Annotated in this window: 24 protein-coding genes and 1 tRNA gene; 13 read left to right on the top strand and 12 right to left on the bottom strand. The window is 65.9% G+C overall.

Going from position 1 to position 20,836, the window contains the following annotated elements; all coding sequences use genetic code 11:
• Positions 1 to 31: 31 nt before the first annotated feature.
• The 5 genes from ACTIAO_RS07415 to ACTIAO_RS07395 form a co-directional block, all read right to left on the bottom strand.
• A tRNA-Arg gene (locus ACTIAO_RS07415) sits at positions 32 to 106 on the bottom strand.
• Positions 107 to 119: 13 nt separating this feature from the next.
• Positions 120 to 695: a cysteine hydrolase family protein gene (locus tag ACTIAO_RS07410; protein ID WP_441905643.1), complete on the bottom strand. Its 576-nt coding sequence runs from the start codon at positions 693 to 695 to the stop codon at positions 120 to 122.
• Between the two features lie 18 nt (positions 696 to 713).
• A complete protein-coding gene (locus ACTIAO_RS07405; protein ID WP_441905642.1) occupies positions 714 to 1,211 on the bottom strand; it encodes an HNH endonuclease in 498 nt (165 codons plus the stop codon).
• Positions 1,212 to 1,538: 327 nt separating this feature from the next.
• Entirely contained in the window at positions 1,539 to 2,390 is an 852-nt protein-coding gene (locus ACTIAO_RS07400) for a M23 family metallopeptidase (protein ID WP_441905641.1), read from the bottom strand.
• 232 nt (positions 2,391 to 2,622) lie between these two features.
• A complete protein-coding gene (locus ACTIAO_RS07395; protein WP_441905640.1) occupies positions 2,623 to 3,327 on the bottom strand; it encodes a metal-dependent transcriptional regulator in 705 nt (234 codons plus the stop codon).
• Positions 3,328 to 3,428: 101 nt separating this feature from the next.
• Here ACTIAO_RS07395 and serC point away from each other — a divergent pair, with 101 nt between their 5' ends.
• Complete coding sequence (gene serC / locus ACTIAO_RS07390; protein ID WP_441905639.1) at positions 3,429 to 4,541, top strand: phosphoserine transaminase; 1,113 nt, start codon at positions 3,429 to 3,431, stop codon at positions 4,539 to 4,541.
• Positions 4,542 to 4,684: 143 nt separating this feature from the next.
• On the opposite strand, the gene ACTIAO_RS07385 is transcribed toward serC, so the two are convergent.
• Both ACTIAO_RS07385 and ACTIAO_RS07380 read right to left on the bottom strand, forming a co-directional pair.
• Positions 4,685 to 5,278 carry a DUF3027 domain-containing protein gene (locus ACTIAO_RS07385; RefSeq protein ID WP_441905638.1) on the bottom strand — a complete coding sequence of 198 codons (594 nt, stop codon included), beginning with the start codon at positions 5,276 to 5,278 and terminating at the stop codon, positions 4,685 to 4,687.
• Complete coding sequence (locus ACTIAO_RS07380; RefSeq protein ID WP_441905637.1) at positions 5,262 to 5,642, bottom strand: cold-shock protein; 381 nt, start codon at positions 5,640 to 5,642, stop codon at positions 5,262 to 5,264. The genes ACTIAO_RS07385 and ACTIAO_RS07380 overlap by 17 nt, the downstream gene beginning before the upstream one ends.
• A 94-nt stretch (positions 5,643 to 5,736) precedes the next feature.
• Here ACTIAO_RS07380 and ACTIAO_RS07375 point away from each other — a divergent pair, with 94 nt between their 5' ends.
• The 6 genes from ACTIAO_RS07375 to ACTIAO_RS07350 all read left to right on the top strand — a co-directional run bounded on the left by ACTIAO_RS07375 (position 5,737) and on the right by ACTIAO_RS07350 (position 12,437).
• Positions 5,737 to 6,012, top strand: a complete 276-nt coding sequence (locus ACTIAO_RS07375; protein WP_441905636.1) for a multidrug ABC transporter ATPase — start codon at positions 5,737 to 5,739, stop codon at positions 6,010 to 6,012.
• Between the two features lies 1 nt (position 6,013).
• The gene (locus ACTIAO_RS07370) at positions 6,014 to 7,726 is read left to right on the top strand and encodes a helicase-associated domain-containing protein (protein ID WP_441905635.1); all 1,713 of its coding nucleotides are present in this window, start codon (positions 6,014 to 6,016) and stop codon (positions 7,724 to 7,726) included.
• Positions 7,727 to 7,746: 20 nt separating this feature from the next.
• Positions 7,747 to 9,390: a DNA repair helicase XPB gene (locus tag ACTIAO_RS07365; protein WP_441905634.1), complete on the top strand. Its 1,644-nt coding sequence runs from the start codon at positions 7,747 to 7,749 to the stop codon at positions 9,388 to 9,390.
• A 233-nt stretch (positions 9,391 to 9,623) separates the two neighbouring features.
• A complete protein-coding gene (locus ACTIAO_RS07360; protein ID WP_194421826.1) occupies positions 9,624 to 10,310 on the top strand; it encodes a response regulator transcription factor in 687 nt (228 codons plus the stop codon).
• Positions 10,311 to 10,328: 18 nt separating this feature from the next.
• A complete protein-coding gene (locus ACTIAO_RS07355) occupies positions 10,329 to 12,032 on the top strand; it encodes a sensor histidine kinase (protein ID WP_441905633.1) in 1,704 nt (567 codons plus the stop codon).
• 117 nt (positions 12,033 to 12,149) lie between these two features.
• Positions 12,150 to 12,437 (top strand): WXG100 family type VII secretion target, encoded by a 288-nt coding sequence (locus ACTIAO_RS07350; protein ID WP_441905632.1) that lies wholly within the window; start codon positions 12,150 to 12,152, stop codon positions 12,435 to 12,437.
• Positions 12,438 to 12,516: 79 nt separating this feature from the next.
• Here the strand turns inward: ACTIAO_RS07350 and groL are convergent, their stop codons facing one another.
• The 4 genes from groL to ACTIAO_RS07330 all read right to left on the bottom strand — a co-directional run bounded on the left by groL (position 12,517) and on the right by ACTIAO_RS07330 (position 16,099).
• Positions 12,517 to 14,136, bottom strand: coding sequence for a chaperonin GroEL (gene groL, locus ACTIAO_RS07345; RefSeq protein ID WP_441905631.1), 1,620 nt, complete (start codon positions 14,134 to 14,136; stop codon positions 12,517 to 12,519).
• Positions 14,137 to 14,248: 112 nt separating this feature from the next.
• Positions 14,249 to 14,824: a LytR C-terminal domain-containing protein gene (locus ACTIAO_RS07340; RefSeq protein WP_441905630.1), complete on the bottom strand. Its 576-nt coding sequence runs from the start codon at positions 14,822 to 14,824 to the stop codon at positions 14,249 to 14,251.
• Positions 14,825 to 14,833: 9 nt separating this feature from the next.
• Entirely contained in the window at positions 14,834 to 15,091 is a 258-nt protein-coding gene (locus tag ACTIAO_RS07335) for a DUF3263 domain-containing protein (RefSeq protein WP_441905629.1), read from the bottom strand.
• A gap of 9 nt (positions 15,092 to 15,100) precedes the next feature.
• The gene (locus ACTIAO_RS07330; protein WP_441905628.1) at positions 15,101 to 16,099 is read right to left on the bottom strand and encodes a DUF2332 family protein; all 999 of its coding nucleotides are present in this window, start codon (positions 16,097 to 16,099) and stop codon (positions 15,101 to 15,103) included.
• A gap of 88 nt (positions 16,100 to 16,187) precedes the next feature.
• Here ACTIAO_RS07330 and msrB point away from each other — a divergent pair, with 88 nt between their 5' ends.
• Positions 16,188 to 16,598, top strand: a complete 411-nt coding sequence (gene msrB / locus ACTIAO_RS07325) for a peptide-methionine (R)-S-oxide reductase MsrB (RefSeq protein ID WP_441905627.1) — start codon at positions 16,188 to 16,190, stop codon at positions 16,596 to 16,598.
• Positions 16,595 to 17,140, top strand: a complete 546-nt coding sequence (locus ACTIAO_RS07320) for a nitroreductase family protein (protein ID WP_441905626.1) — start codon at positions 16,595 to 16,597, stop codon at positions 17,138 to 17,140. Before msrB ends, ACTIAO_RS07320 begins: the two co-directional genes overlap by 4 nt.
• Positions 17,141 to 17,147: 7 nt before the next feature.
• Here ACTIAO_RS07320 and ACTIAO_RS07315 read toward each other — a convergent pair whose 3' ends face one another.
• Positions 17,148 to 18,092, bottom strand: coding sequence for a DMT family transporter (locus tag ACTIAO_RS07315; RefSeq protein ID WP_441905625.1), 945 nt, complete (start codon positions 18,090 to 18,092; stop codon positions 17,148 to 17,150).
• Between the two features lie 50 nt (positions 18,093 to 18,142).
• On the opposite strand from ACTIAO_RS07315, the gene ACTIAO_RS07310 reads away from it, so the two are divergent.
• Genes ACTIAO_RS07310 through ACTIAO_RS07295 form a run of 4 tightly spaced genes read left to right on the top strand, consistent with a single transcriptional unit; the run spans position 18,143 to position 20,759 of the window.
• Positions 18,143 to 18,778: an SOS response-associated peptidase family protein gene (locus ACTIAO_RS07310; RefSeq protein WP_441905624.1), complete on the top strand. Its 636-nt coding sequence runs from the start codon at positions 18,143 to 18,145 to the stop codon at positions 18,776 to 18,778.
• A 9-nt stretch (positions 18,779 to 18,787) separates the two neighbouring features.
• Positions 18,788 to 20,059, top strand: coding sequence for a cation:proton antiporter domain-containing protein (locus tag ACTIAO_RS07305; RefSeq protein ID WP_441905623.1), 1,272 nt, complete (start codon positions 18,788 to 18,790; stop codon positions 20,057 to 20,059).
• 42 nt (positions 20,060 to 20,101) lie between these two features.
• Positions 20,102 to 20,404 (top strand): hypothetical protein, encoded by a 303-nt coding sequence (locus ACTIAO_RS07300; RefSeq protein WP_441905622.1) that lies wholly within the window; start codon positions 20,102 to 20,104, stop codon positions 20,402 to 20,404.
• Between the two features lie 31 nt (positions 20,405 to 20,435).
• Complete coding sequence (locus ACTIAO_RS07295; protein ID WP_441905621.1) at positions 20,436 to 20,759, top strand: hypothetical protein; 324 nt, start codon at positions 20,436 to 20,438, stop codon at positions 20,757 to 20,759.
• The last annotated feature ends 77 nt before the right edge of the window (positions 20,760 to 20,836 follow it).

The following is a 20,836-nucleotide window of genomic DNA, read 5'->3' as shown; positions in this document are numbered from 1 at the left end:
ACGCGGCGGTCATCGCGAGGCGTCGGTCAGATGGTGCCCCTGGAGGGACTCGAACCCCCAACCGTTTGCTTAGGACGCAACTGCTCTTCCATTGAGCTACAGAGGCTGGCGCAACAAGTCTATCCAGTCGCACCGGCCGCAATGACCTCACGGGTCGTCGCGATCCGGGCGAATCCGCCTTCCTGAAGCACGAGCGCGGTGCTCGCCATGATCTCGTCTGCGCTGCGATGCACCTCGCCGAGGCCGATCACCTCTGCGGTGAGATCGAAAGTCCGCGTGGCATCCAGCACCACCACCGTGGAGTATCCGAGATTGCCAGCCATCCGCGCGGTCGTCTCCACGCACATGTTCGTCTGGATGCCGCAGATCACCAACTCTTCGATCGCTGCCTCCTGCAACCAGGTGTGCAGATCCGGACTCCCGTAGAACGCAGAGTTCACGTTCTTGACGACGAGCAGCGCGCGTCCGGCTCGGTCCACAGCTGCAACCAGCGCATTGCCGGGATTCGCCGGATGCAACGGCGATGAGTCCGAAAGAGAGTCGTGCCGGACTACCACGATCGGTTCTCCGGCGCGCTCCCACTCGACGATCAGACGTGCGACGTTCTCCTCACAACCAAAGTTCGTCGTCGACCCCCAGAAGTCGAGATCGTCGAAGCCGAGTTGCATATCGATGATGATGAGGGCACGTGACATATCGTCATTCTTCCGAAGTCATGCAGCGAGCGCGAGATACGGCTCCCAGCAGGGGTCGCTGCGCTCGGTGCCGCGAACGGTCCATCTGCCACCGTGCGGCGGACGCGGAGTGAACCGCAGCTGCCACCTCATCTCCTGGGGCGTGCGGTCGCTCTTGACGTTGTTGCACCGCAGGCAGCACGCCACAAGGTTCTCCCAGGAGTCGGCACCTCCGCGCGAGCGAGGCAGAACGTGGTCGATCGTGGATGCTGCTTTGCCACAGTATCCACAGCGATGATCATCCCGGCGGAGCACGCCCCGCCGAGTGACGGGCACTCGTCTACTCATCGGAACCCGAACATATCGCGACAGGATGATGACGGCCGGACGGTCGAATACGTCCGTTGCGGCCCAGACCGGATCGCCTTCGACGCGTTCGATCACGGTCGCTTTGTGACTCATCACGAGCACGAGGGCTCGGCGGAACGAGACCACCGCGAGCGGTTCGTATCCCGCATTCAGAACAAGTGTGCGCATCGTCATCCCTTCGATCCGCCAGGACGGCTTCCTGGCACTCTCGACTCACATGACGCCACTCGAACGGCAGATCAAACGCAGAGACGTAAAAAGGCGCCGTCCTATGGACAGCGCCTTGTGCACACGACAAGTTCCGTGCATCCCTGCGGGCAATGCCGAAGGACGTAACGACCGAGTGCATCCATGGTGCGAATGCTCGGCGTTGGTTCCATCGGCTTCTCCCGTCCGTGCGACGACGGGTTCAGGCTAGCTCATCAAGCCGAGGGATGACGAAACGACGGGTGAACACTCAGGTGCGTGTCGTACCGGGGAAAGCGGAACGCGAGATCAGCCAGCGTTGGCGGCGAGCCACGAGTACGGCTCGAGGATGGCGCCGTTCACGTGCACCTCGAAGTGGAGGTGATTCGCCGTCGAGCTGCCGGTGCTTCCGACAGCACCGATGAGCTGTCCGGCCTGCACGGTCTGCCCTGCCTGGACCTGACGCGACCCATAGGTCATGTGGCCGTATGTCGTCGAGACGCTCTGACCGCCGATGACGTGGTCGATCGTGATCCCGACGCCGTATCCGTAGTAGCTCTCCGACGACACTCGCACGACACCGGCTGCCGCGGCATAGATCGGTGTTCCTGCCGGGGCGAGCATGTCGGCGCCTTCGTGGCCACCACTGTCGGCACCGACAGTCGTGCGCCCCTGGGTGTACGAGCCCTGCGGAAGCGGATAGCGCACCTCACCGGAACCCGGAGAGACAAGCGCGTAGCTGCCGATATCGATGCCCCCGCCGGAGTACGAAGAGGATGCTGCCGACACGGAAGCCGCCTCAGCTGCGGCAGCAGCTGCTGCGGCTGCTGCCTCTTCAGCCTTCTTCTGCTCGATCTCTTCGGGCGTGGTCGCCGTGTAGGTCGAGCGCTGGAGGGGGGCGGCTGTCGCTTCAGACGCGACGACAAGAGACTGAGCGTCAGATGCTGCGACCTGCTGCAGGGTGGCCGTCGCATCGAGCGGATCGGATGAAGCCGCGTAGGCGGGAAGCGCGACCGCTGCCACCAGCGCGCCGACGGCACCGAAGATCGCGATCGACCGCATGGGCTTCACGATCCGGCGAGTAGCGCTGCGGGGTGCCGCGTTGCGCTGACTTTTCACGGTCGCGTCAGATGTTGTGGTCGGTTCGATGTCTGCGGCCAAAAGGTAATCCTCCTGTGCCTCGGCGCTCGGGTGCGCTGACTCGTCTGCACTGCTTCTCGTCGCACGAGTTCGGGCTACTTCGTGCGTTGTGTCCGCAGAGACGACGAGCCGATGAGGCAGTCTTCGCGGGGTTTGCCGCCAGCGGGCTTCTTCGCTGACGACCTGTCCGAGGTTACCGGAAGATAACGATCCTGTCACCCTGAGAGGCTGACAATCCTCCGGGAGCGGTTTGTCAGGACGATTCGCCCACGAGGAAGATGTGCGAGGCCAGCTCGACAGGGAGCTCAAGGCCCTCGTCGTTGCCGTCCATCTCGATCAGAACGTATCCCTCACTGAAGCGGTAGTTTCCGTGGGCTCCCGGCACGACACCGGCATCACGCAGCTGCACCAGCAGCTCGGGGTCGACCTGTGCGGGCTCGGCGAGCCGGCGCACGGTCCCCTCGATCGGCTCTCCCGCCTCGTTGAGCTTCTTCACCAACCCGACCACGCCCTCATCGAATGTGCGCGCGGGCATCATGTCGCCCAGCTGGTCAAGGCCCGGGATCGGGTTGCCATACGGCGACTCGGTCGGATGCCCGAGGAGCTCGACGAGACGGCGCTCGACCTGCTCGCTCATCACGTGCTCCCATCGGCACGCCTCTTCATGGACGAATGCCCAATCCAGTCCGATCACATCAGAGAGCAGTCGCTCGGCGAGACGGTGCTTGCGCATGACATCGACGGCCTTTCGGCGGCCGGCATCCGTCAACTCGAGCGTGCGATCCTCGGAGACGACGACGAGCCCGTCGCGCTCCATGCGCCCCACGGTCTGCGAGACGGTCGGACCCGAGTGTCCGAGACGCTCGGAGATGCGCGCACGCAGGGGAACGATGTTCTCCTCTTCGAGTTCGAGGATTGTGCGGAGGTACATCTCCGTGGTGTCGATCAAGTCCGTCATCTGGCCCTCCGGGTCTTCTTAGGCAAGCCTACATTCCCCCAGCGACGTCAGACGTGGTCACAGTGGAAGTCCCCCGCTCGACGCGCCCCTAGAATCGACCCATGGCGATCGAGATTCCCCGTGACCTCCTGCCCGTTGACGGCCGCTTCGGCTGCGGTCCATCGAAAGTGCGCCCTGCGCAGTTGGAGGCACTCGTCACCGCGGGCGCCAGCATCCTCGGTACCTCGCATCGCCAGGCGCCGGTGAAGAACCTCGTCGGCAGCGTCCGCGAGCAGTTCGCGAGCCTGTTCCGTCTTCCTGACGGTTACGAGATCCTGCTGGGCAACGGCGGGTCGACCGCCTTCTGGGATGCTGCGGCCTTCGGCCTCATCGAACGTCGTAGCCAGAACCTCACCTTCGGCGAGTTCGGCGGCAAGTTCGCCAAGGCCGCCGCTGCGCCGTGGCTCGAAGCCCCCGACGTCCGCAGCGCGGAACCGGGATCCCTCATCGCTCCCGAGATCGTCGACGGCGTCGACGTCTACGCCTGGCCACACAACGAGACCTCGACCGGTGTCGCAGCTCCTGTCCAGCGCGTCGCCGCTGGTGGCGCACTCACGGTGGTCGACGCGACGAGCGCAGCCGGCGGCATCGACTTCGACGTCGCCCAGGCCGATGTCTACTACTTCGCACCGCAGAAGAACCTCGGATCGGATGGCGGCATCTGGTTCGCTGCGGTCTCCCCTGCTGCGATCGAGCGGATCGAGCGAATCGCGGCATCAGATCGCTACATTCCCGAGTTCCTCAGCCTGAAGAACGCCGTCGACAACTCGCGGCTGAACCAGACGCTGAACACGCCGGCGCTCACGACGCTGCACCTCCTGGACACCCAGCTGAAGTGGATCAATGAGAACGGCGGTCTGGCTTGGGCCGGCGCGCGTACGGCGGAGTCTTCGGGAGCGCTGTACGACTGGGCTGAGGCCTCCTCCGTCGCAACGCCGTTCGTCACGAACCCGGAGCACCGCTCCCCCGTCGTCGTCACGATCGACTTCGACGAGAGCATCGATGCCGCCGCGATCGCGAAGACCCTGCGTGCCAACGGCATCGTCGACACCGAGCCGTACCGGAAGCTCGGCCGCAATCAGCTGCGCATCGCGACGTTCGTCTCGATCGAGCCGGACGACGTGCGTCAGCTCATTCGGTCGATCGACTACGTCCTGGAGAACACCGGCGCCTGAGCGCGGATTCGCTCTTCGCGCTGTCCTTCTCTGTTGGCGCGGCATAAATAACAGCCGCGCCGACAGAGAACAGCAGCGCGACGCGGGGATTAGCAGCGCGACGGCAGAGAACAGCAGCGCGACGCGGGGATTAGCAGCGCGAGCTACTCCTCCTCGGCGGAGTCGTCGAGCTCATCGATGTCGACGCCGTCGAGGTCGCCGGCGTGCAGCACGCGCGAGCCCGAAGAGTCCTCATCGTCGAAGTCGTCGTCCTCGGACTCCTCGTCGTCGTCGTCTTCGTCGTCGTCTTCGTCGTCGTCTGCGTCATCAGAAGCGTCCGACTCGTCATCGTCCGAATCACCCGACTCGTCCGACTCCGAATCAGCACTCTCTGCCGCTGCGGCAGCCGCCTGCTCGGCGAGTTCAGCCTGGTGGGCGCGGTACTCCGCAAGGCGCTCGGCCCACGGCACCCATTCGGGAGCCAGAAGCGCGCCCTCGTTCGGCAACAATTCGAGTTCGAGCACGGTGGGACCTGCATCCTCGACGCGGGCCACGGTGACGGTCCAGTACCAGCCCGGGTATCCGGGAAGGCGGTTCTCGAACCGCAGCGACACGGAGCCGTCGTCCTCGACGAGGTATCCGGCGGCGGGGCCGATCGTCGAGGCCGGCGTGATCTCCTGCAGAGCAGCGAGCGCGAGGTCGTGCGCGCCGATCAGGCGATCGTCCGCTTCAGCAGAGGGCTCAGGCGTCGAGGTCATCGGCAACCTTGCGAAGAACAGCAGCGACCTTGCGGCCATAGCTGCTGGATGGATAGCGTCCGCGGCGCAGATCGCCGCCGACATCATCGAGGAGCTTGACGAGGTCTTCGATGATGACTGCCATGTCGTCGGCCGGCTTGCGCTTCGCCTTGGCGAGGCTGACCGGAGCGTCGAGAACGCGAACCGAAAGTGCTTGGAGACCGCGCTTGCCGTCGGCGACGCCGAACTCGACGCGCGCGCCGGACTTGATCGACGTACCTGCGGGCAGGGCAGAGGCGTGCAGGAAGACGTCCTGGCCATCATCGCTGGCGATGAAGCCGAACCCCTTCTCGTCGTCGTAGAACCTGACCTTGCCGGTGGGCATGGGAGACCTCGCAGTGTGATGATGCCGAAATGAAGGCGCGCGGATCTGCGGCCTCCCCCAGCCTACCGGTGTTCCAGGGGCTAGGCTGAGACGGATGAGCACGCAGAATTCCGGACCCGAGGTCCCCGTCCGCCGACTGGACCGCATCCTCGCGTTCACGGCCTTGATTCTCGCCGCTCTCTCGGTCATCTGCTTCTTCGCCATCATCATCGGAAGCGCCGCCGGAATGACCCAGCAATCGTTCACCGAAGGCGTGTGGCCGATCCTCGTGGCGGTGCCGCCATACGGGCTGCCGATCGCGTTCGCCATGATCATCGCGCTGCTGATCATGAGTTTCGTCCGAAAGGGTCGCGCCGCCAAGCGGTCGTGAGATGAGCACGCACGCCCGCCCGCTCGCCGTGTGGCTGGCCGCTGCCACCGACGAGCAGCTGGCAGCGCTGTTCGCAGCGCACAATGTGCGAGAGGACGTGGCCTGGTCGGACTTCTTCGACGCCGCCGAAGCACTGCTGGAACCAGCATCCATCGAGCGGATGCTGCCGCGTCTGACGCTGGAGGAAGCCACCGCGCTGCACCGCGCTGCACACGGTGAGGATGCTGGCGAAGAGGAGGCATCCCTCCTCGCTCTGGGGCTGTTGCGTCCAGACGGCTCCCCCGCGCCATCGGTCATCGACGCCGTCAGGACCAGAGAACCTCCCGTCGTCGTGGAGACCTCCGCCCCGGAGCCGTCGACCGAGCCGGCCACCGCACGGGCAGCGGAACGCGCATTCACCAGCGTGGCAGCGATAGCCGACCTGCTGATGCTCGCGTCCGAGTCCCCCCTTGCACTGCTGACGGACGGACGGCTCGCCGCGGGAGAAAAGCGCCGGATCGCCGAGGCCGGCACGCCCGCTGACATCCTCGACGACCTCATCTCCATCGCGACGGCCGCCGGCCTCATCACGGTGGCCGACCGCCGTTTGCGAGTGAGCACTTCCGGCGATGCCTGGCTGCGGCACTCAGCATCCGATCGCTGGACGGCGCTCACTGAGGCCTTCCGGTCCGCCCTGCCCCGTGGCCTGCGCACCGATGCAGGCGGCTGGCTGCCCGTGTCGCGCTGGGAACAGCAGCATCCTTGGGACCCCTCTTGGGGAGCGCGCTGCGCGTCGATCCGCACCCGCACTCGACTGCTCGGCCTGATCGCCGACGACGGAACAGAACCGGAATGGGCTGCGCCGCTGCGACTCGGTGCGGCTGCAGACGCCACCGCGATCGAGCGGATGCTGCCTGCCGAGGTCGACCGGATCTTCCTGCAGAACGACCTCTCGGCGATTGCACCCGGGCCCCTTCAGCCCGCGCTGGATGTGCGTCTGCGCGGTATCGCCGTCCGTGAGTCGACCGCTCAGGCATCCTCGTACCGCTTCACCGCAGAATCCGTCGCGCACGCTCTGACGACCGGCGAGACCGCCGCATCGATCCTCGAATTCCTCGGCGAGATCTCGCTGACCGGCATCCCGCAGCCGCTCGAGTACCTCGTGGTGCAGTCCGATCAGCGACACGGGCTCGTGCGGGTATTCGCGGATCCGGTGTCGGGGCGAACCCGGGTCGCGAGCGCAGATGCCACGCTGCTGGATGCGATGGGCGTCGACCAGTCGTTGCGTCCCCTCGCGCTGTCCCGGGATGCCGAAGGGCTCAGCTCGCGCGTCGGACGCGACACCGTCTATTGGACACTGACGGATGCCCGTTACCCGGCGATGCTCGTCGGGCCGGACGGGCAGCCGCTTGTGGTCGATCGTCATCCGAATCCGGAATCCGAGCACGGGGCGGCACCGGACTACACGGGCCTCATCGGCCGGCTTCGCGCCCAGCAGGGTCCGGATGCCGACGCCGCGTGGCTCGACCGCGAGCTCGAGGCGGCCGTGCGCGCCAAGGCCGTGCTGCGGGTGGAGATCGACATGCCGGACGGCACCACCCGAGAACTGCTGCTCGAGGCGAGCGGGCTCGGCGGCGGCCGATTGCGCGGCAGAGATCGTGCGGCGGATGTTGAGCGGACGCTTCCGGTCAGAAGCATCCGCGCTGTCCATGTCGTCGACCCTTCCGAAGCGTAGCGAGGATAGACTGGACCGCTATGTCTGATGGCCCACTGATCGTTCAGAGCGACCGCACCGTGCTCCTCGAAGTCGCACACGCGGACGCCGAAACCGCGCGCCACGAGCTGGCGATCTTCGCCGAGCTCGAACGGGCGCCGGAGCACATCCACACGTATCGGATCACCCGACTCGGCCTGTGGAACGCCCGCGCCGCCGGGCACACCGCCGACGACATGCTCGAGGTGCTCGAGAAGTGGTCCCGATTCCCGGTGCCGCCATCGGTATCCGTCGATCTGCGCGAGACGGTGAACCGCTACGGCAGGCTCATCATCGAACGCGATGACGAGGGTGTGCTGCTCCTGCGTTCGACGGACCCTGCTGTACTCGCTCAGGTGGCGAACAACAAGCGCATCCAGCCGTTGCTCATCGGGCATCCGAATCCCGACGCGTATGTGATCGACGCGTGGGCCCGTGGCCAGATCAAGCAGGAGCTGCTGAAGATCGGCTGGCCCGCGGAGGACCTCGCCGGATACACCCCCGGCACCCCGCATGAGATCGAGCTCGCCGAGGACGGCTGGCATATTCGCCCGTACCAGCAGGATGCCGTAGACGCATTCACCAAGGACGGATCCGGAGTCGTGGTTCTCCCCTGCGGCGCAGGTAAGACCATCGTCGGCGCGGCAGCGATGGCCGCGACGAAGACGACGACCCTCATCCTCGTGACGAATACGGTATCGGCCCGGCAGTGGCACGACGAGCTGCTCAAGCGCACCGATCTCACCCCTGAAGAGATCGGCGAGTACTCGGGGCAGGTCAAAGAGGTCAAGCCGGTCACGATCGCGACCTACCAGATCCTCACGGCGAAGAGGAAGGGCGAGTACGCCCACCTCGCACTGCTGGATGCTCTGGATTGGGGCCTCATCGTCTATGACGAGGTGCATCTGCTCCCGGCTCCCGTCTTCAAGCTGACCGCCGACCTCCAGGCCCGCCGCCGCATCGGACTCACCGCGACCCTGGTCCGCGAGGACGGCCGCGAGGGCGACGTGTTCAGCCTCATCGGCCCTAAGCGCTTCGATGCGCCGTGGAAGCAGATCGAAGCGCAGGGGTTCATCTCCCCCGCCGCCTGCTACGAGGTGCGTGTCGACCTGCCCGCCGACGACCGGCTGGAGTACGCCGCAGCGACCGATGACGACCGGTACCGGCTTGCGGCATCCGCCCCGGCCAAGATCGATGCGGTGCGCGAGCTCATCGCGAAGCATCCCGGTGAGCGCATTCTCGTGATCGGCCAGTACCTCGACCAGCTCGAGACGCTCTCCGAAGCCTTGAATGCTCCGCAGATCACCGGCGCCACACCGATCGACGAGCGCGAAGAGCTGTACCGCCAATTCCGCGAGGGCGAGATCGAGTTGCTGGTCGTGTCGAAAGTGGCGAACTTCTCGATCGATCTGCCGGAGGCTTCCGTGGCGATCCAGGTATCGGGTTCGTTCGGTTCACGCCAGGAAGAGGCTCAGCGACTCGGACGCCTGCTGCGACCGAAGGAGTCCGGTCACACCGCGAGCTTCTACACGCTCATCGCGCGCGACACGGTCGACCAGGATTACGCCCAGAACCGTCAACGCTTCCTCGCCGAACAGGGATACAGCTACACGATCTTGGACGCGGACGCGCTCGCTGCCGCGTGATCAGTCCTCGTCTTCGGGGCGTGTGCCGCACCGCCAGCAGGGGCTGACCCTGTCATCGAGCATCGCCCCGCATTCCGGGCACACCCGGGCGAGCCAGCACGCGCTGTCGCCGCCTTCTGCCTCGTCCATACTCCCGGATGCTACTCCGACCGGGTCACGGCATTCGGGGTCGACAATTCGCCGCTCCGCAAGATGATCAGCCACCGCATGGGTGAAGTCACCATAATGGGGTCATGACTGATGCACGCATCCTGGTCGTCGACGACGAGCCGAACATCCGTGACCTGCTGTCCACCGGTCTGAGCTTTGCCGGTTACCAGGTCAAGACCGTCGCCAACGGCGCCGCGACCATCTCCGCTGTTCTCGAAGAGGAACCGGACCTCATCATCCTCGATGTCATGCTGCCCGATATGAACGGGTTCAGCGTGACAAAGCGGCTTCGCGGTGCAGGATTCACCGCACCGATCCTCTTCCTCACGGCGAAGGATGACACTCAGGACAAGATCGAAGGCCTCAACGCCGGTGGCGACGACTACGTCACCAAGCCCTTCGCCCTGGACGAGATCGTCGCCCGTGCGCAGGCGATCCTCCGCCGCACCATGCAGGCCGATGAGGAGTCCATCATCCGTGCCGGGGAGCTGTCGATGGATCAGGACACGCATGACGTGTTCGTCGGCAAGGAGCCGATCGAGCTCAGCCCGACCGAGTTCAAGCTGCTGCGCTATCTCATGCTCAACCCGAACCGGGTGCTCTCGAAGGCGCAGATCCTCGATCACGTGTGGGAGTACGACTTCAACGGCGACGCCGGCATCGTGGAGAGCTACATCTCGTACCTGCGCCGGAAGATCGATCCGCACACGGAAGAGTCCGTCATCCAGACCAAGCGCGGCTTCGGCTACATGCTCAAGGTGGGCAAGTAGTCCGCGAAGGGGGCGCGTATGGCGCACAAGCCTGACGCGGTCACCGGATGGTGGCGGCGCATCAGCCTACGCGCCAAGGTCACCGGTGTCACCGTCGCCGTGCTCGCGCTCGGACTCGTGGTGGCCGGAATCGGCACGGTCCCGCTCCTGCGCAACTCGCTGATCAGCAACATCGACGCGCAGCTCCCCTCCCTCGCTGCCAGTGACCTGGTCAGCCGCTGGTTCGATGTGGAGCCCGTCGACGGCTCCCAGCACCTCGTCGACGCCGAGAACGCTCCGCGTACGACCGACTACACCTTCGCTGTCTATGCCGCTGATGGGACGTTCCTCGCGAGCGCTGGCGGCACGTCCGGCGACGAGGCACCGGTATTCGATGAATCGATCACGCTCGAGCAGGCCCACAGCCGCGATGGCGACCTCGTCACGCTGCACAGCCCCGATGGGCAGGAATTCCGCGCATCGGTGGCTGTCGTTCCCGGTACCGATGGCTCGCTTTTCGTGCAGTTCGTCGCGCTTCCGCTCGACGAGGTCGACAGCATCATCGCGCAGTACTTCGGCGTCTATACCACCGTGGCCCTCGTCACGATCCTGGTTGCCGCTCTCCTGATCCGCGGACTCGTGACCTTGACGTTCCGCCGACTCAGCCAGGTCGAATCCACCGCCATGCTGATCGCGTCGGGAGACTTCAGTCAGCGCCTCACCGACATGGAGCCCAGCACGGAAGTGGGCCGGCTCAACTTCGCGATCAACACGATGCTCGAACGCATCGATCAGTCCATCGCGCAGCGCGACCGCACTGTTCAGCACATGCGTCGGTTCATCGGTGATGCCAGCCACGAGCTGCGCACGCCGTTGGTGAGCGTACGCGGTTATGCCGAGCTGTATCGGATGGGCGCTATCCGCGGCGAGGAAGACACCGCGCGGGCGATGGAGCGCATCGAGAAAGAGGCGATCAGGATGGGCGTCCTCGTTGAGGACCTCCTCGATCTCGCCCGTCTCGACGAAGAACCCGAATTGCACATCCAGTCGCTCGATCTGCGTCCGCTTGCACGCGATGCCGCCCTCGACGTGCGCGCGGCTGCACCGGGTCGTCGGATTTCCGTCGTGGACAAGACAGCGGAATTCCTTCCCACCGCTCCGATGCCGATCCTCCCCTCGTTGCCACCGAAGACGGCACCAGCAAAGCCGCGCGGTGGAGCGCTCGCCCGCCTGCGGCGCCGCCCGCGCGGCGCTGACGAGGCGATGCCGCAGATCGACTTCACCGAAGCCGAGGACACCCCGGTGCGCACCCCGCCGATCGTGCTCGGCGAGGAGAACAAGGTTCGTCAGGTGGTGGCGAATCTCCTCGGCAATGCGCGCCGCTTCTCGTCGGAGGACACGCCCATCGAGCTCGTCGTCGACTCGGATCGACTGGCGGGAACAGGCAGCATCTCGATCGTCGATCACGGGGAGGGGATCCCCCTGCAGATTCGCGAGCAGATCTTCGAACGATTCTGGCGAGCGGACACGTCGCGTGCGCGCGAGACCGGGGGCTCCGGCCTGGGCCTGGCGATCGTGGCGTCCATCGTTTCCGCGCTCGATGGCCACGTGCGTGTCGATGAGACGCCCGGTGGTGGCGCTACATTCACCGTGACGCTGCCGCTGGCACCGGCTCAGGCGACCCCGGAGCATCTCCTGGAAGACACGCAGCCGCTGCAGCCGCTGGACCTCGACGAACTCTGAGGCCGACTCGACCTGCACAGATCGCCAAGAAGAAAACTCCTCCACAGATCGCAGGTTCGGGCACTTCGTCGGGTGCCCTGCGCGCCTAGCGTGGGGTCTCCGACGAGAGGAGTTCACATGTCCGTCTACACAGTCGACACGGAGGCTGTCTTCGCAGCGAACGGTGCGACGAGGGCCACGATGGAGCGACTGCGCAGCGAGTCGCAAGCGCTGAAAGCGCAGCTGACCCAATTGCAGTCCTCCTGGACAGGGGCCGCAGCGGTCGCCTTCCAGGGCTGCAGCGATCAATGGGCCGCGGCACAGCTGCACGTCGAGCAGGTGCTGGAATCGATCGGCACCGCGCTCGGGTCTGCGGCGACGCAGTATTCCGACGCCGATCAGTACTCCGCCAGCCTGTTCCGCTGACCCTTCGACAGGCTCAGGGACCGGCAAGACGCAGAAACGCCCCGGCCGAAGCCGGGGCGTTTCTGTCAGTGCTCTGGACTTAGAAGTCCATGCCACCCGTCGGGTCGCCGGCCGGAGCCGCAACCTTCTCGGGCTTGTCGGCGACGACGGCCTCAGTGGTGAGGAAGAGGCCGGCGATCGATGCTGCGTTCTGCAGCGCCGAGCGCGTCACCTTGGCGGGGTCGATGATGCCCGCTGCGAACATTTCCACGTACTCGCCGGTCGCGGCGTTGAGGCCGTGTCCGCTGGCGAGTTCGGAGACCTTGTGCGCAACGACACCGGGCTCGAGACCGGCGTTGAGCGCGATCTGCTTGAGCGGAGCCGAAATCGCGACGCGAACGATGTTCGCACCGGTCGCCTCGTCACCGGTCAGCTCGAGAGCGTCGAGCGCCTTGGTGCCGGCCTGGATGAGCGCGACGCCACCACCGGGGACGATGCCCTCTTCGACGGCTGCCTTCGCGTTGCGAACGGCGTCCTCGATGCGGTGCTTGCGCTCCTTGAGCTCGACCTCGGTCGCAGCTCCGGCCTTGATGACCGCAACGCCACCGGCGAGCTTCGCCAGACGCTCCTGGAGCTTCTCGCGGTCGTAGTCGCTGTCGGTGTTCTCGATCTCGCGACGGATCTGCGTGACGCGACCCTCGATCTGGTCGGCCTCACCGGCGCCCTCGACGATCGTGGTCTCGTCCTTGGTGACGATGACCTTGCGAGCGCGACCCAGCAGGTCGAGCGTGGTGTTCTCGAGCTTGAGGCCGACCTCTTCGGTGATGACCTGACCACCGGTGAGGATCGCGATGTCCTGCAGCTGAGCCTTGCGACGGTCACCGAAGCCGGGAGCCTTGACGGCGGCCGACTTGAAGATGCCACGGATCTTGTTCAGCACGAGGGTCGCAAGGGCTTCGCCCTCGACGTCCTCAGCGATGATGACGAGCTCCTTGCCGTCCTGGATCACCTTGTCGACAACGGGGAGAAGATCCTTGATGTTCGAGATCTTCGAGTTGGCGATGAGGATGTAGGGCTCCTCGAAGACTGCCTCCTGGCGGTCAGCATCCGTCACGAAGTACGGGTTCAGGTAGCCCTTGTCGAAGCGCATGCCCTCGGTGAGCTCGAGCTCAGTGCCGAAGGTCTGCGACTCCTCGACGGTGACGACGCCTTCCTTGCCGACCTTGTCGATCGCCTCGGCGATGAGCTCGCCGATCTCGGGGTCGGCGGCGGAGATCGAAGCCGTAGCTGCGATCTGCTCCTTGGAGTCGATCTCCTTGGCGCTGGCGAGCAGCTCCTCGGTGATCGAGGCGACGGCCTTCTCGATGCCGCGCTTGAGCGAGATCGGGTCGGCGCCGGCTGCGACGTTGCGCAGGCCTTCGCGGACAAGTGCCTGAGCGAGGACGGTCGCGGTGGTGGTTCCGTCACCGGCGACGTCATCGGTCTTCTTGGCGACCTCCTTGACGAGCTCCGCGCCGATCTTCTCGTACGGGTCGTCCAGCTCGATCTCCTTGGCGATCGACACACCGTCGTTCGTGATCGTGGGGGCGCCCCACTTCTTCTCGAGAACAACGTTGCGACCGCGCGGGCCGAGGGTCACCTTGACAGCGTCGGCGAGGATGTTGAGGCCGCGCTCGAGACCGCGACGGGCCTCCTCATCGAAAGCGATGATCTTTGCCATGAGTTTTGTCGTCCCTCCTGGACGTAGACGTTCTGGTTAGCACTCACAGTACGAGAGTGCTAATGCCCATTCTGGCACTCGACACCTTCGAGTGCAAGCCGCGGAAGGCGGACTATTCTGCGGGCGCTTCTGTGGCATCGGGCTGGACGCTCGAACGGTCCAATCCGATCACGATGACGAGCTGCTTCTGCTCAGGGTCGTTCAGATTCGCGTAGAAGTCGCTCTGCTCGACATGCGCGCCTCCGATGAGGTCGGCCAGGCCGATCGCGGCCTGCTGGTCGGCCTCGGAGACGTAATAGACAGTCGTCTCCGCGAAATCCTGCTGACCGGCCGGGCTGTAGCTGATGAGATCGTCCGGCCACTGCGCGTTCAGCAGCGTCTCGCGCAGCTGATCGTCGAGGCCTTCTTCCGGTGTCGCGTTGAGGATCATGACCGAATACGTCGTGTCGACCACACCGGTCGCCTCGGGTGCCGGCGCGACGGTCTCCTCGGCTGACGGGAACAGTGCGATGCGCCCCATCATCAGCAGTGCCACGAAGATCCCGACGACGATCAGAACGAGCGCGGCGACGAATGACCACAGCAGCACGAGCCACCCGTTCATCCCCGGAGCTTCGGCACGATGCGCGCCCACTCGCCCGGAGGCACGAGGGACATCATCGAAACGGTCTTTTACAGGCTGGGGCACCCGTCGATGCTACCCGGCGAACCCGCGCATTCGCGCAATGCGCTTGTCGACCCGGTTCTCGCGGAGCCGGCGCAGGCGCCGCACGAGCAGCGGATCGTGCTCGAGTGCCTGCTCGGTATCGATGAGGCGATCGAGCAGCTGGTAATACCGTGCCGGACTCATCCCGAGCGTGCGGCGGATGGCCTCTTCTTTCGCACCGCCATGGCGTGGCCACGCGGCCTCCAGAGCGAGGATCGCGCGATCGCGATCGGTGAGGGTTGCGAACATGGCTCCAGGCTATTCGTCACCGAGGTGCGGACCCGCACGCCACTCCCACCAGCGCCCCAATGGGTCGGAGGCCGAGCGCACCCGACCATCGAGTGCGACGACGAAACCGGGCCAGTCCGTCGCATCCACCGGAGGCTGCCACTCATCATGCAGTCCGGGCGCATCGATCGTGATCCACCGGGCGGACAGGTCGCGTATGCCCGCGATCAGCGCCCGGCGGTCGTCACGGCGAAGATGCACGAGGACGCCGGGCGTCATGATGACGAGGGTCGCCTCTGGCGGTGCGGATGCCGCGACGTCAGCGAGCGCGTGGGCTGCGGCCGCATCGCCGCGCACCAGCAGCGGCGGGTCCGCGGCGACGATATCCAGCGCCGCAGCGATGCGCTCTTCGCGCCCGCTCTCCCCTGGCCACACCAGCCCCTGCAGCCAGGCCCGATCGCGCGGATCACGTGCGTCGAGCGGCTCGAGGTCGATTCCCGCCCGCCACACCACCTGCGGCATCCGCATTACGGGCAGCTCGCCGCGCACTTCACTCGTGAGCACGACCGGTGACGGTCCGTCTTCCGGATCGAGCGCGCAGCGCACCCCTCCGCTCGCGTCGACGAACCGGTACGAGTACCGATCCGGAAACAGGCAGAGACCGCCGGATGCGCCGACTTCCAGGAGGGCAATCGGTCCCTCGATCTCCGTGAGCACCGGAAGAAGCGGTGACAAGCGCAGCGGCTCGTTGGTCTGCACGCGCCGCGCGGCGCACTCGGCGACGACAGCATCCGCATTGGCCAGCACGAATGCTCGCCACTGCGCGAATCCTGCCAGCGGTGCACCCAGCATCCGTGTCACGGCGAAGACGAGTGGCGGCTGGCGGTGCGTCGCCGGTATGCGTGACAGGACCTCCTGCACCCGGGGATCGGATGCCGCGCCCATCGCCCACTGCGCATACAGGTCCGAGCGTCCCGGCGCCTCATCACGGGCGAAACGGGCATAGCGCTCGCGGACGGCATCACTCATGGCTCCATTCTCACCGCCGGGACGGCCCGCACGTGCCGCACACGGTGGACAATAGAAGGGACGTCGACGCACGTACCCGGGAGGACCGATGGAATACAACGTCAAGAAGACGGATGCCGAATGGCGCGAGGAGCTCGGTGACGAGCAGTTCGCAGTGCTGCGCACAGCCGCAACGGAGCGCGCCTGGACCGGTGAGCTGCTCGATGAGGCCCGGGCAGGGCTGTACACCTGCGGCGCATGCAACGCCGAGCTGTTCAAGAGCGGTACGAAGTTCGATTCCGGATGCGGGTGGCCGAGCTTCTACGAATCGATCCGGCCCGATGCGGTCCAGCTGATCGAAGACAACACCCTCGGCATGCAGCGCACGGAAGTGCGGTGCGCGAACTGCGGGTCGCACCTCGGCCACGTGTTCCCCGACGGGTTCGGAACCCCCACCGGTGACCGCTACTGCATGAACTCGCTGGCGCTGAACTTCGCACCGGAGGCCCCGCAGGCGTGAGCGCACTCGATGCCGCGCTGTCACGGCAGTCCTGGTCGAAGGTGACCGACGTCGCGCCCACCCGTGAAGAGCTGCTGCCGTTGATCGCCGCGGCGGGGCGCGTCGCAGACCACTCGTCGCTGCGCCCGTGGCGACTGATCGAACTGCGCGGCGACGACCGTCTCGTGCTCGGCTCGGCGATCGCCGAGGCGCAGGGCGACGAGCGTCCCTCGTCCAAGCCGCTGCGCGCACCGCTGCTGATCGCCGTCGTCGCGAGCTTTCGCAAGAGCGACAAGGTGCCGCACTGGGAGCAGGAGGCGACAGCGGCCGGCGTCGCCCATACGCTGAGCCTGCTGCTCGACGAGGCCGGCTGGGGCGTGATCTGGCGCACCGGTGGCCACACCCGCTCGACGCCCATCGCCACCGCTCACGGGCTGAAGAAGAACGAGGAGCTGCTGGGCTGGCTCTACGTCGGCGGCAAACCCGAGCGCAAGAAGCCGTCCCGGCGCGATCCGGTCGACGCGGACGCGCAGCTCACCCGGATGCCGTCGCCCGCGCTCTAAATGTCGTTCAGCGCCGGCGGCGCCGCCACGGCAGGGCGACGGCAACGGATGCCACCGACGCCGCCATCATCGTCAGAAGCTGCCAGAGCGCCGGAGCGGATGCCGTCGGCCACAGCAGATCGATGATCACCGAGGTCACCAGCTGTCCGAGCACCGATCCGAGCCCGAGCAGCAGCACGCCGGTGTGAGCGACGATGCTCGCACCGAGCAGGATGTAGACGAAACCGAGCAGTCCGCCGAGGTACAACCATGGTTCCGTGGGCAGCGCCCGCGGCATCCCGTCGATGGCGATACTGATCGACGCCGCTCCGATGAGTACTACGGTTCCGCCAATGAAGCTCACCAGCGTCGCCGTCATCGGCGACTGCACCCGCTGCGTCAGCCGGCCGTTCGCCGCTGCCTGCCAGGCGATGCCGACGCCCGCGAGAAATGGCAGGACGAGAAGCAGGAACGGCGCCGTCGACAGGACATCCCCTCCCAGCGAGATAGCCACCGCGGCGAGCGCGAGAACGCCGCCCAGAACGCGACCCGGGGTCACTGCCACGACTCCGGCCGGACCGACGCCCATCCGGTCCAGCACCAGCCCGTGCAGGGTCTGCCCTGCGACAACGCCGACCGTGAACAGGGAAACTCCGAGCAGCCCGGCAGTCAGCCCCTGTGTGGAGACGGTCAGTGCTCCGCACGCGCCTCCGAGCAGCATCCAGGGTGGAATCTTCCGGGTTCGAACGCCACGCCACAGGCGCACCGCTCCCGCCCGCGTCTGCGGCAGGGCGACCGTCACCACTACGAGAATGACCAGCCCGACGGCGAAGGAGATGAGGCCGGCGACGATTCCGTCATCGATGCGCACCCCGAGCACGCCGTTCACACGGGCCTGGACCGCTGTCATCGCGCCGATCGACACGGCCCCGCCAAGCGCCACGGGCGCGGGAAGACTGCGGGTCTGGGTCACCCGAGCACCTTACCCGAGCGGATGTCCCTGCCCGGCGCTACTCTTACGGCATGTGCGCGAGCTACGGACTCGATCCCCGCTTCACCGACGCCGAGCTGCTGGCCGAGGCAGATGCCGACATCCTCGAAGAGCTGCGATCCTGGGCGACGCAGAACGATGATGAGACGCTGCGCCCGACCGGTAAGAATCTGCGCAACCTCAATCCGTTGATCGTCCCCGGCGATGGGCATGCGACGCTCGAACCCGCCTGGTGGGGATACTTGGTCGACGGGCAGCCCGCGAAATTCCCCTCGATCAACACCCGTTCCGAGCGGCTGCAGGACCGACCCGGTGGCTTGCGAACCCGCGCGATCGTCCCGACGACCGGGTGGTTCGAGATGCGCAAACCGGAACGGGTGTGGCACGAGTTCACCCTCGATGATCGTGCCCTGTTCGGGATGGCGGCGGTGACCCAGCGAGGCCGTACTCCCGACGGTGAACGGGTGACGTGCTATTCGATCGTGATGGCGCCAGCACCGGAGCACCTCGTCGAGATACACGATCGGATGCCGGTGCTGATCCCCGCACAACTGAGCGACCAGTGGCTGAGGGCGGAACCGGATCGGGATCTCATCGACGAGGCGCTTGCGGCATCCGCTGAGATGTCCGCTCGGATCAGTACCGCGCCAGCGGCCACGCGCCCGTAGTCTGTGCTCATGTCCTTAGTGGTGCTGATCAGCCTCGCCGCGATCCTGCTGTGGTCGCTCGTGTCGCATCGCTTCGAACGGTGGGGTGTGGCAGGGCCCGCGGGCCTGCTGATCCTCGGCGCGGCAACGGTCGCATGGGACATCTCAGCGTTCGGGCAGGTACTCGATTCACATCTCGCCGAGAAGGTCGTCGAGATCATTCTCGCGATCCTGCTCTTCGTGGATGCGACCGAGGTGAAGGGCGGCGTCTTCGGCAAAGAAGGCAGGGTGATCGCACGGCTGGTGCTCATCGCACTGCCGCTGTCTCTCATGCTGGCGCTCGTGGCCGGGCTGCTGATCATCCCCGATGCGGGCATTCTCATCATGGTGGTGATCGCGTGCGTGATCATGCCCACCGACTTCTCCCCCGCCACCCAACTGCTGCGCGGCCGGAGCCTTTCACCGAGAGCGCGCCAGATCCTCAACGTCGAAAGCGGATACAACGACGGTGTCATCTCTCCTGTGTTCGGGATGTCACTGGCTGTGGCGGTGTTCTGGTCGACGATTTCACGCACACCGGAATCCGAGCTCACCGAGGACGCGATCGAGAAGCCCGTCCTCGAGTTCCTGACCGCGTTCGTCAACGCCGTGCCGTCCACGGTCATCGCGATCCTGATCGGCATGGTGCTCGGATGCGGGGTGGGATTCGCCGTGCGTTTCGCACGCCAACGGGAGCTCGCCAGCGCCGTCGGTGCGCGATACGTGATGATGCTGCTGCCGCTGATCGTCTACGGTGTCGCGAGCCTGCCGATCTTCAACGCGAACGGATTCGTCGCGGCGTTCGTCGCCGGTATCGGCTATCGCCTCACCCGAGTTCGCTCCGACGAGGAAGCGGGCATCGATCACGACGAACTGCTGCTGGTCGAGGAAGCGGGCGTACTGGCGGCGAACTTCGTCTGGTTCATGCTCGGCGGTGCAGCCCTGATCGTGTTCACCTCAGGCTTCGACTGGCGTTTCCTCGTACTCGCCGTTCTCGCGCTCACCCTGATACGGATGGCGCCGGTGTACCTCTCGCTCATGAAGAGCAGCGTCGCGCGAAAAGACCGTGTGCTCATCGGAGCTCTCGGCCCACGAGGTACGGCCACGATCGTCTTCGGCCTGCTCGCCTACAACGCACTGCCCGAGGATGAGGGCATGCTCGTCCTGTCCGTCATGGTCGCCACTGTCGTGGGGAGCATCGTGCTGCACGGCGTCGCAGCTCCCCTGCTGCTGCGTCGTCGCAGCGCCGCGCTGCAGGAGTGACCGCTCGACTATCGTGGGGGCTCACCCACAGTCTGGAGGACCATGACCGACGATGAGAAGTCTCGTCCGCATGCACTGCGCGACGCGACGCAAGAGTCCCGTTTCGCCGCCCGCTACGCGACCATCGACGAGGTCGCCGGGTTGCTCGGTGTGACGCCCGTGTCGCTGCGTCAGACGATGCGGCGCAGGGATGCCGGTGAAGCATCCAGCGCGAGCGACGCGTTCATCGATCCGATCGGCAACGTCTCGGGGTACCTCTGGGACCGCGAAGACCTCACGCCCGAGGCGGTCGAAGCGTGGCACAACCGTCCGCGGCGCGGGCGCAAGCCCAAGAGCGCGCAGTAGCGCAGAAGACACAAGACCGGAGGAGCCTCCTATGTCATCCGAAGCCACCACGAGCTTCCACACTCCCGCCGATGTCGCGACAGTCGCCGCGGCAATTCAACGCGTGCTCGCCGAGAACAAGCACAAGGTGCTCGGTCAGAGCCCCGACGGCAGCCAGATCGACTTCCAGACGAAGAAGACGCTGCTCAACTGGGAGTTGATCGGCCGCGCGGTGACCGTGCCGGGAGAAGCCGGATCCGACGTGCATCTTTCGCTCGATCTGCATCACAACCGGCCTCCGGCCGCTCTCGACGGCGTCAAGAACCGCAAGGCGCTGGAAAAGCTCACCGGGCAGATCCAGTCCGCACTCGGCTGAAGGCCGGGCTCACTCGTCGTACGGAGAGCGGTCCATCCCGCCGCCCGTTCCGTCTTTCGCGGGGCGGGCAGTGCTCT

The sequence above is a fragment of the Microbacterium sp. genome, from assembly GCF_052099035.1.
GTDB lineage: Bacteria > Actinomycetota > Actinomycetes > Actinomycetales > Microbacteriaceae > Microbacterium.
The sequence above is the reverse complement of the archived record's forward strand: the minus strand, read 5'-3'. Positions and strand labels throughout refer to the sequence as shown.

Bases quoted from the DNA above. Each gene is read 5' to 3' on its own strand.
- groL (WP_441905631.1), bottom strand. From the start codon at position 14,136: ATGGCAAAGATCATCGCTTTCGATGAGGAGGCCCGTCGCGGTCTCGAG.
- ACTIAO_RS07295 (WP_441905621.1), top strand. From the start codon at position 20,436: ATGTCATCCGAAGCCACCACGAGCTTCCACACTCCCGCCGATGTCGCG.
- ACTIAO_RS07360 (WP_194421826.1), top strand. From the start codon at position 9,624: ATGACTGATGCACGCATCCTGGTCGTCGACGACGAGCCGAACATCCGT.
- ACTIAO_RS07335 (WP_441905629.1), bottom strand. From the start codon at position 15,091: ATGTTCGCAACCCTCACCGATCGCGATCGCGCGATCCTCGCTCTGGAG.
- ACTIAO_RS07350 (WP_441905632.1), top strand. From the start codon at position 12,150: ATGTCCGTCTACACAGTCGACACGGAGGCTGTCTTCGCAGCGAACGGT.
- ACTIAO_RS07305 (WP_441905623.1), top strand. From the start codon at position 18,788: ATGTCCTTAGTGGTGCTGATCAGCCTCGCCGCGATCCTGCTGTGGTCG.
- ACTIAO_RS07365 (WP_441905634.1), top strand. From the start codon at position 7,747: ATGTCTGATGGCCCACTGATCGTTCAGAGCGACCGCACCGTGCTCCTC.
- ACTIAO_RS07395 (WP_441905640.1), bottom strand. From the start codon at position 3,327: ATGACGGACTTGATCGACACCACGGAGATGTACCTCCGCACAATCCTC.
- ACTIAO_RS07380 (WP_441905637.1), bottom strand. From the start codon at position 5,642: ATGCCCACCGGCAAGGTCAGGTTCTACGACGACGAGAAGGGGTTCGGC.
- ACTIAO_RS07405 (WP_441905642.1), bottom strand. From the start codon at position 1,211: ATGCGCACACTTGTTCTGAATGCGGGATACGAACCGCTCGCGGTGGTC.
- ACTIAO_RS07330 (WP_441905628.1), bottom strand. From the start codon at position 16,099: ATGAGTGATGCCGTCCGCGAGCGCTATGCCCGTTTCGCCCGTGATGAG.
- ACTIAO_RS07300 (WP_441905622.1), top strand. From the start codon at position 20,102: ATGACCGACGATGAGAAGTCTCGTCCGCATGCACTGCGCGACGCGACG.
- ACTIAO_RS07375 (WP_441905636.1), top strand. From the start codon at position 5,737: ATGAGCACGCAGAATTCCGGACCCGAGGTCCCCGTCCGCCGACTGGAC.
- msrB (WP_441905627.1), top strand. From the start codon at position 16,188: ATGGAATACAACGTCAAGAAGACGGATGCCGAATGGCGCGAGGAGCTC.
- ACTIAO_RS07385 (WP_441905638.1), bottom strand. From the start codon at position 5,278: ATGACCTCGACGCCTGAGCCCTCTGCTGAAGCGGACGATCGCCTGATC.
- ACTIAO_RS07310 (WP_441905624.1), top strand. From the start codon at position 18,143: ATGTGCGCGAGCTACGGACTCGATCCCCGCTTCACCGACGCCGAGCTG.
- ACTIAO_RS07370 (WP_441905635.1), top strand. From the start codon at position 6,014: ATGAGCACGCACGCCCGCCCGCTCGCCGTGTGGCTGGCCGCTGCCACC.
- ACTIAO_RS07410 (WP_441905643.1), bottom strand. From the start codon at position 695: ATGTCACGTGCCCTCATCATCATCGATATGCAACTCGGCTTCGACGAT.
- ACTIAO_RS07355 (WP_441905633.1), top strand. From the start codon at position 10,329: ATGGCGCACAAGCCTGACGCGGTCACCGGATGGTGGCGGCGCATCAGC.
- serC (WP_441905639.1), top strand. From the start codon at position 3,429: ATGGCGATCGAGATTCCCCGTGACCTCCTGCCCGTTGACGGCCGCTTC.